The organism is Streptomyces sp. BHT-5-2 (genome assembly GCF_019774615.1).
GTDB lineage: Bacteria > Actinomycetota > Actinomycetes > Streptomycetales > Streptomycetaceae > Streptomyces.
This window is the reverse complement of record NZ_CP081496.1, coordinates 4,116,379-4,131,701: the sequence shown is the minus strand read 5'-3', so window position 1 is coordinate 4,131,701 and position 15,323 is coordinate 4,116,379. Positions and strand designations below refer to the sequence as shown.

The window sequence follows — 15,323 nt, the reverse complement described above, 5'->3', positions numbered from 1 at the left end:
GTGTGCGGCGGGGGGGTGCCCCTATGGGTTTCGTCAACCCGTGGGGGCTGGTTGGGGTTGGTAGAAGGTGCCGTCGCGGAGCATGGCGAAGAGCACGTCGGCTCGTCGTCTGGCGAGGCAGAGGAGGGCTTGGGTGTGGTGTTTTCCCTGGGCGATCTTCTTGTCGTAGTAGGCCCTGGAGACGGGGTCGGCCAGGGCGGCGAACGCGGAGAGGAAGAAGGCGCGTTTGAGCTGTTTGTTTCCTCTGCGCGATGGCTGTTCGCCGCGGATGGAGGACCCGGAACTGCGGGTTGCCGGGGCGAGGCCGGCGTAGGCGGCGAGGTGGGCGGCGCTGGGGAAGCTGCTGGCGTCGCCGATGTCGATGAGGATGCGTGCTCCGGTCCTGACGCCGATCCCCGGCATGGACGTCAGGACCTTGGAAAGAGGGTGAGCCTCCAGCAGTTCCTCGATCCTTGTGGCGAGGAGTTTGCGCTGGTCAAGTACCGACTGGAGCGAGCTGGCGAGGCTGGGGACGATCAATGCGGCCGCGGCCGTGCCTGGCACGACCACTGTCTGCTCGTCCAGGGCGGTGAAGATGTCATCGACGAGCCGTTCCGCCATCCGTGGTGCCTTTGGGCGGATCAGGTTCACCAGCCGACGCCGTCCGGCCTTGCGGACCTGGGCCGGCGAACCGCACTGGTCGAGCAGCTTGAGCACGGCTGGGTGCTGCATTCGCGGTCCCAGTACCCGTTCCAGCGACGGGTGGATCTGTGTCAGCAGTCCCCGCAGTCTGTTGCTGATGCGGGTGGCTTCGCCGGCCAGGTCGTCGTCGAAACCCACGATCATTTCCAGCTCGGCTACTGCCTCGTCGGCAAGCTCGACGGCCCGCAGAGTGTGCGGCATCGACCGGGCCGCGTCCGCGATGATGAAGGCGTCGCGGGCGTCGGTTTTGGCTTCACCGGGGTAGAGGTCGGCGATCCGCCGCATCGTCAGGCCCGGCAGGTAAGCCACGGGGCAGTCCATGTCGCGGGCCACGGCCAGCGGCAGGGCGCCGATGGAGGCGGGCTGGTCGACGACCACGAGCACGGTGCCGTGCTTGGCTTTCAGCTTGGCGAACACGTCGCGGAGCTTGGGTTCGCTGTTGGGCAGCCGCTTGTCGAAGGCCTTCCTTCCGGCCGGAGTGACGGCGGTGGCGTGGTGTTCGCTCTTGCCGACGTCCAGGCCGAGGAAGGCGCCGATCTCACTGACGTCGATCACGTGCGTCCTCTGGTCGTTCCCGCCCGGCCGTCCCACGGCACCGATCGCCACATCCACATTACGAAGAGCCTCCCGACCTGCGGACAAGCCGGTGGTCATGCCCCTAATCAGCGGTCTGTCGATGCCTCCGGAGCCGGTGACACCACCCCCCAGGCCATACGTTCGACAGGGGGAGAAAGTCATGCCAACTCCGAAGGCCGGGCGCCCCATTGCGGGGCCACCAAGAAGGTAATGGGGGGGGCGGACGGCGTGCTCGTGGGGAGCACCGACCCGCACACTTGCACCCTCCACCGACATGGCGCCGACATGGCGCCGACAGGGCGCCGACAGGGCGCTCGCGACGGTTGTCGTTGACCAGGGAGCCTCGTCCGTCCCGGGCAGCGCCGCTCTGCTGCGGTGGAGTGCGGCGAGCAGCGTCCCGCAGTCGATCAGCGCGGCCGCCGCACCGACCCGGCTCGCCGGGCCCGATGACTGCGGACGTCCAACCGTTTAGTGATCGTTTATTGCGGCTCGGCAGTATGTGAAGCGTCGAGAAGGATCCTTCACAGGGGACGGTATGGCCAAGCTGTATCTGGAGAAGCTCAAGTGCGTCACGACTGAGGGCTGGAGCGGCTCCGATGAGCCCAGGCTGGTGGTCCAGGATCGCGGCACTGTGTGGAACGGCACGGTGCTGGGAGACCGGATGTACACCGTCAGGTACGACTGCGACTTCACGGGGACGATCGCCGTCTCCCTCGGGGAGGCCGGCGCCCAGGGTGGGGACGGCAGGCTCGGGGAGCAGTGGATCACGGATACGCCCGGCGAGCGCAGCCTGCGCTTCAGGGCGGACGGCGCCGAGTACCGGCTGCTTTACGCCGTGGAGTAGGTGACTGGACCTGGCTGCCGATCAGCGGGCAGCGCCGGCGAGTTCGTCGTCGCCGATCCGGCCGGCGGCATGGGCCGCCATAGCCGTCAGCAGTTCCGCGGGTCTGGGGACGCCGCCGATGGGCTCGGTGGGAACCCCCACCATGGGCTGCGTCATGGCCTTGCCTCCAGCATGGAGATACCAGTTCGTTCCCCGGAGCTCGAAACAGAGGCGCCCCGTGGGCAGTTCACCGGTCGGCATGGTCCCGGCCGGCCCGTCGCATGCCCCTCATCGTGGCCCTTCGCGACGCGCACCGACAGCCCGCCGACCAGGATGCCGGTGATGCGCATGCCTGTCGGGACGGAAGTCAAGGAAGTTGACGTCGACCTGGGTTCGGGCCGGGGTGAACGGCTGGCGCCCGCACGTCGAAGACGGCTACTCTGCCGCCTGTGCATATCTCCGATCCGCGCTGACCGACCGCCGGTCCGCTCCCGCGCCGACTCCTCGTGACGAGTGAGGGCCGATGGGGCGGAACGCCGAACCGTCACGCCCGCGCGTGACCGGACGAGGCCATGGCCAGGCGCCGGCACGCCCACTTCGGAGAATCCCAATGCCAAGCCCTGACAGGGGCGGTGTGTCCTATCGCACCGCCCTCACACTGCCCCACGCCCGCAACCTGTTCGCCGCCGCCCTGCTCGCGCGGCTCTGCTACGGACTGCTCAGCCTCCCCCTGTTGCTCGCGCTGCGGGAGGGCACCGACTCCTACGCCGTGGCCGGTGCGACCACCGGCTTGTTCGGACTGGTCGCCGCCCTGCTCGGACCCGTCAGGGCCCGACTGGTTGAGCGTCATCACGTCGCGCTGATGATCATGGCCGTCTGCTACGCCCTGCTCCTGTCCGCACTGGCCGCGGCCTGTGCCGCTCGCGTGCCGGCCCTGCTCACCGCCTCCCTCGCCGTACTGGCGGGGGCGTGCACACCGCCGGTCGGCCCGCTGATGCGGACCCTGTGGGGCAGGCTGACGACGGACGAGGCGCAGCATCAGTGTGCGTTGAGCCTGGATACGGCAGGGGAGTCCACCGTCTTCGCGCTCGGCCCCGTCCTCGGCGGCCTCCTCGTCGCAGCCTCCTCCGCACCGGCCGTGCTCATGGTGTGCGCGGCACTGGTCATCACCGGCTTCGGCCTGCTGGCGACGGGCTTGCGCCGGTCCCCTGCCGGCGTGCGTGTGGGCTCGCCCGCCGCTCGTGCTCGAAGCCCCCTGCGCGCCGTGGGGTTCGCACCGCTGCTGTTGCTCGTGCTGGCTGTCGCAGCTGCTCTGAGCCTCTTCGAGGTGGCGGTTCTCGCTGCCTGGGGAACGCTGGTGGCCGGGGTGCTGACCACCCTGTTCTCAGTCGGTGGAGTCCTCGGCGGCCTGGTCTACGGCCGCCGCCACTGGCGTGGCGCCCTCGCACACCGACCGCTGATCCTGGCCGCTTCCTGCACGGTCTGCTACGCGCTCCCCGCCTTGGTGTGCTCCGCACCAGCCGCAGGCGTCGCCCTGCTGCTTGCCGGAGCGTGCACCGACGTCCTCCTGATCACGGCCTACCAACGCGTCGACCGGCTCGTACCCGAAGGCTCACGCACCGAAGCCGGCGCATGGATCAACACTGCCTACAACCTTGGGGCGGCAATGGGGACGGCCGTCGGCGGTGCCCTCGTCGACCACTCCGGCTCACCGGCGGCCTTCGCCGTCACCAGCGGACTCCTCGGCATCTGCACACTGATCTGCGCACTGATCTGCGCACCGCTCACACTTCGACGCCACGCGCCGGACGCGGCAGAAGAGTCGGCACCGCCCCGGTCCGAACAACCCGAACCGATGGCCACCTCGCCGGGGTCGGCCTGATCACGGCACTCGGCAGTCCTGCCTCCAACGCCGAGTCGGCGTTGGAGGTGCCGAAGGCACCGCCGGCTGGTCCGGCCAGGTGACCGCGTACGTCGGGTCGGCTCCCCGGCATATTCGGATGTAGCGCAGCAGTTCACGGACGATGCCGGCGTTGCCCGACGCCCAACCGGTGCGAGGTTCGAGGGTGCTTGGGATGGTCCGGTGTTCGAGGTTGGACCATCGCACTCCGTCGGCGTCGTGGGTCGCTCGGGAGAGGAGGTCCGTGACGAGGAGCCGAGCGAAGTCGGGGCGGTCGCCCTGCTCGGCGATGCGGTCGCAGGCCAGCGCCAGGACGCCGGCTGTGCCGCAGCACCGCCCGTTGTTGTCCCAGAATCCGGGCCGCAGGCGGCGTGGCAGACCGGACCGGGTCACGGTGTACCAGCAGTTGTCGGCGAGGTTCTGCCACGTGGGATCGTCGGAGATGTCCCGGAGCAGTCGGAAGACCTGGGCGTCGCCGGACGGGCCGTGACACCAGCCGTAGCTGTAGCGTGCGGTGAGTTCGGGATGGTCCTGCGGTTCGGAATGAGGAACGAGGAAACCGGCCGGGCGGGCCTCGTTGCGCGCCACGACGTCCGCAGCGCCCGCGCGAGCCAACTCGACCAGATCCGGCCGGTCGACGGCCCGGCCGACCCGGGCCAGGGCGTGGATGATGCCGAGCGTGCCGTGCGAGATGTGATGGAACCGCGAAGGCCGGCCCCTCTCCGCTTCCCAGTGAACGCCTGCCGGGGTCGGCTCGGCCGTGCGCAGGTAGGGCTCCACCGCGAGCACGGCCAAGTCCACATCACCCAACGCCAACGCCCCCAGTCCGATACCGGCGTTGCCGCCCATCAGGTCGAACCAGTCGCCCCAGCGTGTGCCGTCGAAACGTGCGCGCACCAGGTCCAGGGCCCGAAGGGCGGCGCCGTCCGGAGCACCCAGTTCGTCGTGGACCGCCCGTAAGGCGAGTGCCATGCCGGTCAGGCCGAAGTACAGGGAGTTGTTTTCCTGGCTCTCGACGGCGGCGGATACGCTGCGGGCAGCGCGCACGGCGGCATCGCCGTACCCATCATCGTCGAAGTGCCGCCATGCTTCCAGGAGAACGGCGATGACACCTGCCGTTCCGCTGTAGAACGTGGGGTCGGGCTCGTCATCGGACGGTGTGGCAGCCCAGGCCAGACCGTTGCCTCCGGCATCCCGCGCGCTGCTCAGCAACCAGCGCAGAGCATCCGCTGCCCACGCTTCGACCTCCTCCACTGCCGTGCTTGTCGCTTCCGCCGTCATAGCGCCTCACTGTGGCATGTGGGTCGGGTGGGTGTCCCGTGTCCGTCGCTGTCAGGAGCGGGACACCCACGGTTTCCTGCCAGTGCGGGGTCCCACCATGCATGGGGGAGGGGGTAGGGCAGCAGCCGGTTGCCGTGGTCGGGGAAGCAGTCGGCTTAGCGAGTCGTTCGGTGTGAAGTGCCGCTGTAGCGTGGCACGTTGACTCCCCAGTCGAGGTTGCCTCGAATGGTGTGACTCAAGCAGTCCAGATACTGGCGGAGCACTTTTCCGGCGCGGACGGCCGTCTGGTCGTGCAGCTGCAAGAAGCGGTAGGTGACCTGGTCACGCATGGCCACTGCTCGTTGGCGGGCCTCGCGTTGGTCGATGCCTTCTTCCTGCACGAGGGCACTGAAGATGGTGTGGTTCTCTTCGATGGCGTCTTTGGCCGGAGGGGACTGCAGATCGTTGTCCATGCCGCCGAGGAAGAACATCATCTCCGTGAGGGCACGGACTGGCGGGTCATGGAGGTCGCGATCGTGCAGCTCCTGTGCATGCAGGAAGTCGAACAGCGCGAGGTGGATATCTCCGCCGATGGTGCGCTGTCGGATGGTGGGGTAGTCGTTGACGGTGGGGATGACGCCGTGGTGCTGGTTGGTCATCTGCCAGGCCACCGCGAAGAGCCAAGCACGGTGTGCCTGGCTCAGACGGCTCATCTGGGTGGCAGTGGCTCCGAGGCGGAGCAGGTCCTGGACGATGTCGTGCAGGGCGAAGGTGAAGGGATCGATGGCGTGCGGGGGCTGGTGCGGGTGCTCGACCGCCTGGATCAGGTTGCCTGCCCGTCGCATGAAGTCCTCCGGACGGCTGCATGCCTCGGCGCGCCGGAACGCTTTGACGAGGCGCCGCGAATCGACGTCGTACATGGGTAGTTGGACGCAGGCGGCGGCAGGCGGCGGCAGGCGGCGGCAGGCGGCGGCAGGGGCGACCGGGGCCGCCGGGACGCCGGCTCGTGAGCCGACTCGACCGGGCCGTCGGGGACCGGTCGAGTCGGGGTCGGGCCGGTGGCTCAGACGAAGGCGCTCTGGCCGGTGATCGACTTGCCGACGATGAGGGTGTTCATCTCACGGGTGCCCTCGAAGGAGTAGATCGCCTCGGCGTCGGCGAAGAACCGGGGGATGTCCTGGTCCAGGAGGATGCCGTTGCCGCCGAAGATCTCCCGGCTCCAGCCGACGACCTCCCGCATCCGTGCGGTGACGAACGCCTTGGCCAGGGCGGAGTGTTCGTCGCGGAAGATGCCGGCGTCCTGCAGCTGGGCGAGCTGCACCAGCATGCCCCAGGACGCGGTGATGTTGCCCAGGCTCTTGACCAGCAGGTCCTGGACGAGCTGGAAGCCGCCGATCGGGCGGCCGAACTGCCGGCGCTGCCGGGCGTAGCCCAGCGCCAGTTCGTAGGCGCCGACCATGACGCCCAGTGCCTGCCAGGCGACCCCGCCGCGGGTGGCGCGCAGGATTTCCGCGACGTCGCGGAAGGAGCCGATCCGCTGGAGCCGGTTGGCCTCCGGGACCCGGACATCGGTCAGGGTGATCTCGGCGTTCTCCACGATCCGGAAGGCGAGCTTGTTCTCGATCTTCACCGGGCTGAAGCCGGGCGTGCCCTTCTCGACGACGAAGCCCTTGACGTGGTTGTCGTCGACGTCCCGGGCCCACACCACGACGTAGTCGGCGAAGGTCGCGTTGCCGATCCACTTCTTGGCGCCGTTGAGGACCCAGGTCCCGCCCTCGCGGCGGGCGGTGGTGCGCATGCCTCCCGCGACGTCGGAGCCGCCGAGCGGCTCGGTCATCGCGAACGCGCCGATCTTGTCCATCGCGGCCATTTCGGGGAGCCAGCGGTCGCGCTGCTCCTGGTCGCCGCCGGCGTAAACGGAGTACATGGCAAGGCCGTTGTGGACGCCGAAGAAGGTGGCGACCGAGGCGTCGGTGCGCGTCATCTCCATGGCGAGCATGCCGGTCAGGAGGTTGCTGACGGCGGGACGGTGCTCGCCGTAGCCCTCGTAGGGCAGGCCGGCGAGGCCGCTGTCGCGGAACAGGCCGATCAGCTCCCTGGGGAACTCGCCCCTGGCCCAGTTCTCGTTCACCAGCGGCTTGACCTGGTCGCGCATGAGGGCGCGGGCCCTGAGGAGGATCTTGCGCTCCTCGTCCGGCAGCAGCGACTCGTAGTGGTAGAAGTCGGCGGTCAGTTCGTCCGCGATCGGTCCGACGGCCGACGGCTGCGTGGTGGTGGTCATCTCAGTTCTCCTCTTCCTGCTCGGGGGTGGTCGTCGTGGCGTTCCGGGTGGCGGCGTCCAGTGCGTCAAGGACCGCCAGTTGCGTGCGGTCGCGCGTCTCGGCGAGTTCCGAGTACGCGGTGGATCCGTAGGCCCGCTCCACGGCCGCGATGAGCCGTTCCTGTTCGTCCGCGCCCTGTGCGGGCCGGCCGAGGCCGTCCCACATCTGCTGCATCGAGGCACCGATGTGCTCGACCAGGTGCCGGTACCCGCCGGGTCCGCCGCCCAGGTGCGAGCCGAGGAACGGCCCGACCGTGGCCCAGCGCAGGCCCAGCGAGTTGGTCATGACCTTGTCGAGGTCCTCGGGGGTGACGACACCCTGTTCGACGAGGTACACCGCCTCGCGGCTGAGGGCGTTCTGCAGGCGGTTGCCGACGAAGCCGGGGATCTCCTTGCGCTCGACGACCGGGGTGCGGCCGACCAAGGCGTAGAAGTCCACCGCGGCCTGTACGGCGTCCTCGCCGGTGCGCTCGCCGGGGACGACCTCGACCAGCGGGACCAGGTGCGGCGGGTTGAAGGGGTGGCCGATCAGGACCCGGGCGGCCGCCTCGTCCGCCAGCTCCCGTGTGAACGCGCTCGCCGGGATCGCCGACGAGGAGCTGAGCAGCAGCGCATGCCCGGGCGCCTGGCGGGCGAGAGCGGTGAACAGGTCCTTCTTGAACTCGACGCGCTCGGGGCCGTTCTCCTGGACGACGTCCGCGTCCCGGACTGCTTCGGCGGCGTCGGCCGTGATGTGCACCCGGTCGGCGAGGCCGGTCACGTCCAGGCCGCGGGCGGCCAGGTGCGGGGAGTACTGGGCCAGGGCCTGGGACACGGCCTCGGCGAGGTCGGGTCGCGGGTCGCTCACCCGGACGGTCAGGCCGTGCGCGGCGAACAGGGCCGCCCAGGACAGGCCGATCGTGCCGGCCCCGATCACCGCGGCCGTGTGGAACTCGCGGGTCATGACGTGGCTCCCTTCCGGTGATCGTGCCCGAGGTAGTCGTGGACCGGTTCGACGCCCGCCAGCGTCAGGTCGGTGAGGAGGTGGCTGGCGGAGACGACCTCCAGCACCGGCAGGTCGGCCAGCGGGGCGAGCACGTGCTGGAACAGCTGGAGCCGGGCGGGCCCGGTCCAGGCCCCCTTGACGGTGACGTCGGTGATGCGGGTGCGGACGAGTTCCTGCACCCGCGGCGAACCGTCGTAGCCGGGGATGATCTTGAGCATGAAGGTCGGCACGGTGATCTGTGCCTCGGCCTCGCGCCGGTCCAGTTCGTGGTGTTTGTAGCCCATGGTCGCGGTGGCGACCCGCAGTGTGCCGTGGTCGAGGGTGCCGACGAGCGCGCCGGCGTCGACGTGGAGCCGCGGGGAACCGATGACCTTCGGGTAGGCGGCGACCTCGCGGCCGGAGGCGGTCGCCGGGAAGTTGTCGAGGTACATCGCGTGCAGATACTCGCCCCGCTCGCCCTCGAAGCTGACGGGAATCGCCTGGCCGGCCTCGGTGTAGGGGCCGTATCCGCTGACGTCGCCCATCTTCATGACCTCGAAGCGGACCAGCGGCTCATCGATCCGCAGGGGTTCGGGGACGACGGCCCGCAGGGCGTCGGGGTCGGTGCGGTAGACGACGTTGAGGTACTCGCGGTCGGTGAACCGCGGAACCATCGGCGCGAACGCCGGGCTGGTGAGCGGGGTGGTGACGTGCTGTCGTACCTCCTCGGCCTTCATGCCGCCCTCACCGCCCGGTCCACTGCGCGGCGCGGCGTTCGGCGAAGGCGGTCATGCCCTCGCGTACGTCGGCCGAGGCCATCAGGGTTGCCATCTCGCCCCGTTGGAAGGCGAAGGCGTCCGCATCGGGCACTCCGTCGGCGGCGCGGACGACGCGCTTGACGGCCGCCAGCGCGAGCGGGGCGTTCTCGGCGAGCCGTTCGGCGAGCCGGAGCGCCTCGGTGACGGCCCGGCCGGTGGCGGTGACCCGGTTGGCCAGGCCCAGCTCGCCGGCCCGGCGGCCGTCGACCGGCTCGCCGGTCAGCAGCAGCTCCATGGCCAGGTGGTGCGGGATCCGCTTGGGCAGCCGGATCACGCCGCCGCCCGCGGCGATCAGCCCGCGCTTGACCTCGGGCAGTCCGAACCGGGCGTCCTCGGCGGCCACGATCAGGTCGCAGGCCAGGGCCAGTTCGAAGCCGCCGCCCATGGCCCAGCCCTCCACCGCGGCGATCAGCGGCTTGGCGGGCTCGGCCTCGGTCAGGCCGCCGAAGCCGCGGCCCGCGACCTCCGGCGACTCGCCGCGCAACGCCGCCTTGAGGTCCATGCCCGCGCTGAAGGTGCCTCCGGCGCCGGTCAGTACACCGACCCGGAGTGCGGGATCGGCCTCCAGCTCCTCCAGTGCGGCGGTCAGGCCGGCGGCGACGGCCGCGTTCACGGCGTTGCGGGCCGCCGGGCGGTCGAGGGTGATCAGCAGGGTGGAGCCGATCCGTTCGGTATGTACTACGGCAGTGCTCATGGGTGTCTTCCTCTTACGGCCCTTCGGGAGCGCGCAGCGCGGCTGGTTCCCCGAGGGCAGGGTGGTGCGAGCGGCGATGCAACGCTCAGCGGGCGGCGTCGAGTTCGGCGAGGACTTCGGCGGTGTCCTGGCCCGCGACCGGGGCCAGGCGGCGGATCGTGCCGGGGGTGACGGAGAACCGCACCGGGATGCCGATGGTGCGGATCGTGCCCTCGGTGGGGTGCTCGACGGAGTCGAGCAGACGGCCGTCGCGGACGTAGGGGTCTTCGTGGGCGCGGTCCAGCTCCAGGACCGGGGCCATCGGGATGCTGTGCTCGGCACAGACCTCCACCCACTCCGCCGTGGTCAGCGCGGGGGCGCAGACGTCGATCAGTGCGGCCAGGGCCTCGTGGTCGGCGCCGTCGATCGCCTCGCCGCACACCCGCGGGTCCGCGGCGAGGTCCGGGCGTCCGGCGACCGTGAAGAAGTCGCGGAAGTTCTGCGGGTTGTACGGGATGACGCAGGCCAGACCATCCTTGGTACGGACCGCCCGGTGCCCCTTCGTCATCGACAACGGGAAGCCGGTGGGGCCCAGTTCGGGCTCGTAGGTGTGTCCCGCCAGATGCTCGACCAGGTTGAACGCGATCAGCGTGTCCGTCATCGGGATCTCGACGAGCTGGCCGGCCCCGGTCCTGTCCCGGTGCAGCAGGGCGGCGAGCACGCTGTAGGCGATGGTCAGCGAGGAGACCTTGTCGCCGATGATGGTCGGCAGGTAGACGGGCTCGCCCAGCGCCCGGTCGGCGATGTCGACCAGGCCGGACGCGGCCTGCACGGTCTCGTCGTACGCGGCGGTGCCGGCCCGGTCCGAGTCGCTGCGGAAACCCTGGGCGTGCGCGTAGACGAGCCCCGGATTGCGGGCGGCGATGTCCTCGTAGGACAGGCCGAGGCGCTTCAGTGCGCCGGGCCGCATGTTGGTGATCAGCACGTCCGCGGTCTCCACCAGCCTCAGTGCCCGCTCGCGCTCGGTGGCGTCCTTGAGGTTCAGGGACACGCTGCGCTTGTTGCGGTTGACGTTCAGGTTCAGCGGCGTCATGCCCGGCGTGGTGCGGTAGTGGCCCACGCGGACGGTGTCGGCGGGCGACTCGATCTTGATCACGTCGGCGCCCAGGTCCCCGAGGATCTGGGCCGCGTAGGGGCCCATCACCACGGTCGAGAGATCGATCACGCGTATGCCGTCCAGAGGGCCGGCAACGCTGTCCGCGATGTCCTTCGTCATTCTCCTCTTCCCTCTCCACTCGTCCAGATGCTTGTACCTGGAAATTAAGTTAGCGAGGGAGCCTGGAAAACGGAATGACCATGTTGCGCAGATCGGTATGACCGCCCCGGTCGTACCGATCCGCGTACGGCCTTCTGTGTGCTTTATGGAAAATCAGGCGCTAAGCGGCTCGGCGAAGATTTCCCGCACGGCGGCGATGAGTTCCTCCAGGTCACCGCCGTGGGCGCGGTCCCGGCGCCAGAAAAGACCGGTCTCCAGAACGGGGTGGAAATCCGAAAAAGGGAGGACGGCGACGTTGTCCAGTCCGAAACTCTGCATAGGGCTTCTCGGATCCAGCATGGAAACGGAGAAAGCCAGGCCACTGGAAATTATCTCGGAAATTCCATCGAAACCTGCAGTGCCCAGTTCGACGCGGTGCCGGATGCCGAGATCGGACAACTGCTGATCGAGCATACGGAAATACGCGTTGTGCACCGCCGTGGGAGACCCCGCGTAGGCGAGGTCGGCCAGCTCCGCCAGGGCGATCGACGCCCGACCCGCGAACCGGTCCATGGGTACGACCGCGCCCAGCCGCTCCGACATCACCGGCAACTGTTCCAGTGCCGGATCCCCGACCGGCAGCCGGGCCAGGGCCAGCGCCAGCCGGCCGTCGCGTACCGCGTCGATGAGACGGTCGCTGGCCCCCGGCCACCGTTTCAGCTCGAACCGGTCACCGACCCGTTCGGCGAGGGCGTCGATCCGCGCCCGCAGGTCCGGATGGATCCCGCTGGGCACGCCGAGCAACGCGGGCGCCCGCTGCGGCCGGCTCACCTCCTCCAGTCGCCACCGGATGGACTCGACCTGCTCCAGGACGCCACGCGCGATCGGCAGCAGCGCACTGCCGGCCGGGGTGAGCGTCACATGGTGGGTGTCGCGGTCGAACAACCGGTGCCCCAGTTCGTTCTCAAGATCCTTGATCCGCCGGCTCAGCGGGGACGCCGCCATGTGCAGCTTGCGGGCCGCGGTGGAAAAGTTCAGTTCTTGGGCGACGGCGACGAAGTAGCGCAGGTGCAGGAGCTCCACGACGCTCACCCTAGTAGTGCTTCGTCGAGTTCTTGATCATGCGGTCCGCGGTGGTGCGGACGGCGCCTGGCCGGCTTTGGCCGACCTCCGGCCGCCCCGCCGGGTACCCGTGGCAGGTGAGGGGCCGCTCGTCGAGGGCGCGCTTCCCGCTCTGGAATACCCCCGGGGGTACCCTGTTATGGTGAGTGTCCAATACCCCAGGGGGTACATCGCCGTTCAAGAGGAGTCGTAGTCGTGTTCTTCGTCGACACCCTGGAATTCGAGGGGCTGGGCAACCGCAGCTACCTGGCCGGCGGGGCCCGCAGCGCGCTGGTGGTGGACCCGCCGCGCGACATCGAGCAGGTCATCGCCGCGGCGGCACGGCGCGGGGCGCACATCGCCCTCGTGGCCGAGACGCATCTGCACAACGACTACGTCACCGGCGGCCTGGAGCTGGCCCGCGTGACCGGGGCCCGCTATCTGGTGCCGGCCGGGGCGTCGGTCGCCTTCGCCCGCACCGCGGTCGCCGACGGAGACACGTTCACGGTGGACCCGCACCTGGATCTGCGGGCGATCGCCACCCCCGGCCACACTCCGCACCACACCTCCTACGTGCTGGAGGAGGACGGCCGGCCGGTCGCCGTCTTCACCGGCGGGTCGCTGCTGATCGGCACCGTGGGCCGGCCGGACCTGGTCGAGCCACGCCTGACGCACCGGTTGGCCCGTGCACAGTACGCCTCGGCCCACCGCCTGGCCGACGAACTGGACGACCGGGTCCCGGTGCTGCCCACGCACGGGTTCGGCAGTTTCTGCTCCTCCTCCCAGGCGGAGGGGGAGGCGACCACGATCGGTCGGGAACGCCGGACCAACGAGGCGCTGACCAAGGACGTGGACACCTTCGTCGTCGAGATGCTCGCCGGACTGGACGACGTGCCCGCCTACTACGCGCACATGGCGCCGACCAACGCCGCCGGGCCCGCGCCGGTCGACCTCACCCCGCCCGCGCTCGCGGACGCCGAGGAGATAGCAGCCCGGCTGGCCGCGGGGGAGTGGGTGGTGGACCTGCGCAACCGGGTCGCCTTCGCGAAGGGGCACGTGGCCGGATCGTTCAACTTCGAGGGCGAGGGCAGGCTCGCCACCTACCTGGCCTGGCTGATCCCGTGGGGCAGGCCGGTCACCTTGCTGGCCGGGACACCGGAGCAGATCGCCGACGCGCAGCGGGAGTTGGTCCGGGTCGGCATCGACCGTCCGGCCGCCGCCGCGACCGGCGACCCGGCCGGCTGGGTCCGGGAGGGCGAGCACCTCGCCGCCTTCCCGCGTGCCCGGTTCGCCGACCTCGCCGAGGCGCGTGCGCGCGGCGAGCAGACGGTGGTGCTGGACGTACGACGCGATGCCGAGCGGGCGGGTGGATTCGTCGACGGCTCGGTCCACATCCCGATCCACGAACTGCCCGGCCGCATCGGCGAGGTGCCCGACGGGGTGGTGTGGGTGCACTGCGCCGGCGGGATGCGCGCGGCGATCGCCGCCTCTCTGCTCGACGCCGCCGGCCGTGACGTGGTCGCCGTCGACGACGGCTTCGACGCCGCCAGCGCGGCGGGCCTCACCCTCACCGGGCCCGACGGCGCCAACTGATCGACCCCGATACGGAGTTACCGAACCATGTTCTCGCTTCTTCGCCGTAGCCCAGCCCGCCACACCCCGCTGCATACGTTGACGGGACATCAGGTCCGGTGCGCACCCGGTGCGTTGTGCGTGGCCGGCGCGCTGCGCCTGCCGCTGAGCCGCCCGCCCCGCGGCGGCATAGCGTGAGTGCGCTGATCCTGGCCCTGGTCGCCGGCGCCGCGGTCGGGCTCGCGCTCGGCGCACTCGGCGGTGGTGGCAGCGTCCTGGCGGTGCCCGCGCTGATCTATCTGCTCGGCCTCACCCCGGCCGCCGCCACCACCGCAAGCCTGATCATCGTCACCGCCACCTCGCTCACCGCCCTGTGCGCCCACGCCCGTACCGGCAACGTGCGCTGGCGAGCCGGCGCCCTGTTCGCCGCGGCCGGACTGCTGCCCGCCGCCGCGGCCGGCGCCGTCGCCACCCGCCTGCCCCAGCCGGTCCTGACCGCCGCGTTCGCCGCCGTCGCCGCCCTCGCCGCGGTGCGCATGCTGCGCCCCGGCCGGACGGGCAGCGGTCGGCCGGGCAGCGGTCGGACGGCGGCGTCGCGGCCCGTGCAGGCCGCGGGCACCGGCGCGGGACTGGGCGCGCTGACCGGACTGCTCGGGGTCGGCGGGGGCTTCCTCGCCGTCCCCGCCCTGGTCACGGTGCTCGCCTTCGAGATGCAGGCCGCCGTCGGCACCAGCCTGCTGGTCATCTCGGCCAACTCGCTCGCCTCGCTCGTCACCCGCGGCGCCACCACGGCAGGCATCGACTGGGCGCTGATCGCACCCTTCGCCGGGGCCGCGATCCTCGGCGCCTGGGACGGCAAGCGCCTGGCCGCCAAGGTCACCGGCACCCTGCTCCAACGCACCTTCGCCGTCGTGCTGCTGGCCGTCGCCGCCTTCATGCTCGTCGACACCTTCACCTGAGGCGATTCATCCGAGCGGATTCACCCGAGCCGATTCGCTGAGCGGATTCACCCGAGCCGCGTGGTTCGGTGAACGGCACCGGCTGCTCAGGCCAGCGACAGGAACAGCTTCTCCAGCCGGGCGCGCATCTGCTCCCGGTCCTCCGGCGCGGCCATGTCCGTATCGGACAGACAGTGCTGTAGACCGGTGGCGATGATCGCGAAACCCGCCTTGTCCAGGGCCCGGGAGGCGGCCGCCAGCTGCGTGACCACGTCCTCGCAGTCCCGCCCCTCCTCGATCATCTTGATCACACCGGCGATCTGTCCCTGCGCCCGGCGCAGCCGGTTGACCACGGCCTTCAGTTCCTCGGCCGCCATCGTCAGATCCATAGCCCACACTCCTTCACGAAAATACCCCCTCGGGTATCCTATCGAAGGGGAAA

At 70.2% G+C, this 15,323-nt stretch carries 15 protein-coding genes; 4 read left to right on the top strand and 11 right to left on the bottom strand.

Going from position 1 to position 15,323, the window contains the following annotated elements; genetic code table 11:
* Positions 1-33 precede the first annotated feature (33 nt).
* Complete coding sequence (locus tag K2224_RS18295) at positions 34-1,236, bottom strand: IS110 family transposase (protein ID WP_221909414.1); 1,203 nt, start codon at positions 1,234-1,236, stop codon at positions 34-36.
* A 556-nt stretch (positions 1,237-1,792) separates the two neighbouring features.
* Here K2224_RS18295 and K2224_RS18290 point away from each other — a divergent pair.
* A complete protein-coding gene (locus K2224_RS18290; protein ID WP_221907588.1) occupies positions 1,793-2,101 on the top strand; it encodes a hypothetical protein in 309 nt (102 codons plus the stop codon).
* Positions 2,102-2,122: 21 nt separating this feature from the next.
* Here the strand turns inward: K2224_RS18290 and K2224_RS40680 are convergent, their stop codons facing one another.
* Positions 2,123-2,257 (bottom strand): hypothetical protein, encoded by a 135-nt coding sequence (locus tag K2224_RS40680; RefSeq protein ID WP_260692769.1) that lies wholly within the window; start codon positions 2,255-2,257, stop codon positions 2,123-2,125.
* A gap of 457 nt (positions 2,258-2,714) precedes the next feature.
* On the opposite strand from K2224_RS40680, the gene K2224_RS18285 reads away from it, so the two are divergent.
* A complete protein-coding gene (locus K2224_RS18285; RefSeq protein WP_221907587.1) occupies positions 2,715-3,962 on the top strand; it encodes an MFS transporter in 1,248 nt (415 codons plus the stop codon).
* On the opposite strand, the gene K2224_RS18280 is transcribed toward K2224_RS18285, so the two are convergent.
* From K2224_RS18280 to K2224_RS18245, 8 genes are all read right to left on the bottom strand, one after another.
* Positions 3,963-5,261: a lanthionine synthetase LanC family protein gene (locus tag K2224_RS18280; protein WP_221907586.1), complete on the bottom strand. Its 1,299-nt coding sequence runs from the start codon at positions 5,259-5,261 to the stop codon at positions 3,963-3,965.
* 155 nt (positions 5,262-5,416) lie between these two features.
* Positions 5,417-6,160: a terpene synthase family protein gene (locus K2224_RS18275; RefSeq protein WP_221907585.1), complete on the bottom strand. Its 744-nt coding sequence runs from the start codon at positions 6,158-6,160 to the stop codon at positions 5,417-5,419.
* Between the two features lie 143 nt (positions 6,161-6,303).
* Positions 6,304-7,521, bottom strand: a complete 1,218-nt coding sequence (locus K2224_RS18270) for an acyl-CoA dehydrogenase family protein (protein WP_221907584.1) — start codon at positions 7,519-7,521, stop codon at positions 6,304-6,306.
* A 1-nt stretch (position 7,522) separates the two neighbouring features.
* Positions 7,523-8,503: a 3-hydroxyacyl-CoA dehydrogenase NAD-binding domain-containing protein gene (locus K2224_RS18265; protein WP_221907583.1), complete on the bottom strand. Its 981-nt coding sequence runs from the start codon at positions 8,501-8,503 to the stop codon at positions 7,523-7,525.
* Positions 8,500-9,261 (bottom strand): acetoacetate decarboxylase, encoded by a 762-nt coding sequence (locus K2224_RS18260; RefSeq protein WP_221907582.1) that lies wholly within the window; start codon positions 9,259-9,261, stop codon positions 8,500-8,502. Before K2224_RS18260 ends, K2224_RS18265 begins: the two co-directional genes overlap by 4 nt.
* Positions 9,262-9,268: 7 nt before the next feature.
* On the bottom strand, positions 9,269-10,036 hold the full coding sequence (locus tag K2224_RS18255; RefSeq protein ID WP_221907581.1) for a crotonase/enoyl-CoA hydratase family protein: 768 nt from the start codon (positions 10,034-10,036) through the stop codon (positions 9,269-9,271).
* An 85-nt stretch (positions 10,037-10,121) separates the two neighbouring features.
* Entirely contained in the window at positions 10,122-11,291 is a 1,170-nt protein-coding gene (locus K2224_RS18250) for a CaiB/BaiF CoA-transferase family protein (RefSeq protein WP_221907580.1), read from the bottom strand.
* A gap of 153 nt (positions 11,292-11,444) precedes the next feature.
* Positions 11,445-12,353: a LysR family transcriptional regulator gene (locus K2224_RS18245; protein ID WP_221907579.1), complete on the bottom strand. Its 909-nt coding sequence runs from the start codon at positions 12,351-12,353 to the stop codon at positions 11,445-11,447.
* Positions 12,354-12,587: 234 nt separating this feature from the next.
* Between K2224_RS18245 and K2224_RS18240 the strand changes: the two genes are divergently transcribed.
* Both K2224_RS18240 and K2224_RS18235 read left to right on the top strand, forming a co-directional pair.
* The gene (locus tag K2224_RS18240; protein WP_221907578.1) at positions 12,588-13,964 is read left to right on the top strand and encodes a rhodanese-like domain-containing protein; all 1,377 of its coding nucleotides are present in this window, start codon (positions 12,588-12,590) and stop codon (positions 13,962-13,964) included.
* Positions 13,965-14,137: 173 nt separating this feature from the next.
* Positions 14,138-14,902 (top strand): sulfite exporter TauE/SafE family protein, encoded by a 765-nt coding sequence (locus K2224_RS18235; protein ID WP_221907577.1) that lies wholly within the window; start codon positions 14,138-14,140, stop codon positions 14,900-14,902.
* Between the two features lie 86 nt (positions 14,903-14,988).
* On the opposite strand, the gene K2224_RS18230 is transcribed toward K2224_RS18235, so the two are convergent.
* Positions 14,989-15,270, bottom strand: a complete 282-nt coding sequence (locus K2224_RS18230) for a metal-sensitive transcriptional regulator (RefSeq protein ID WP_221907576.1) — start codon at positions 15,268-15,270, stop codon at positions 14,989-14,991.
* Between the last annotated feature and the right edge of the window lie 53 nt (positions 15,271-15,323).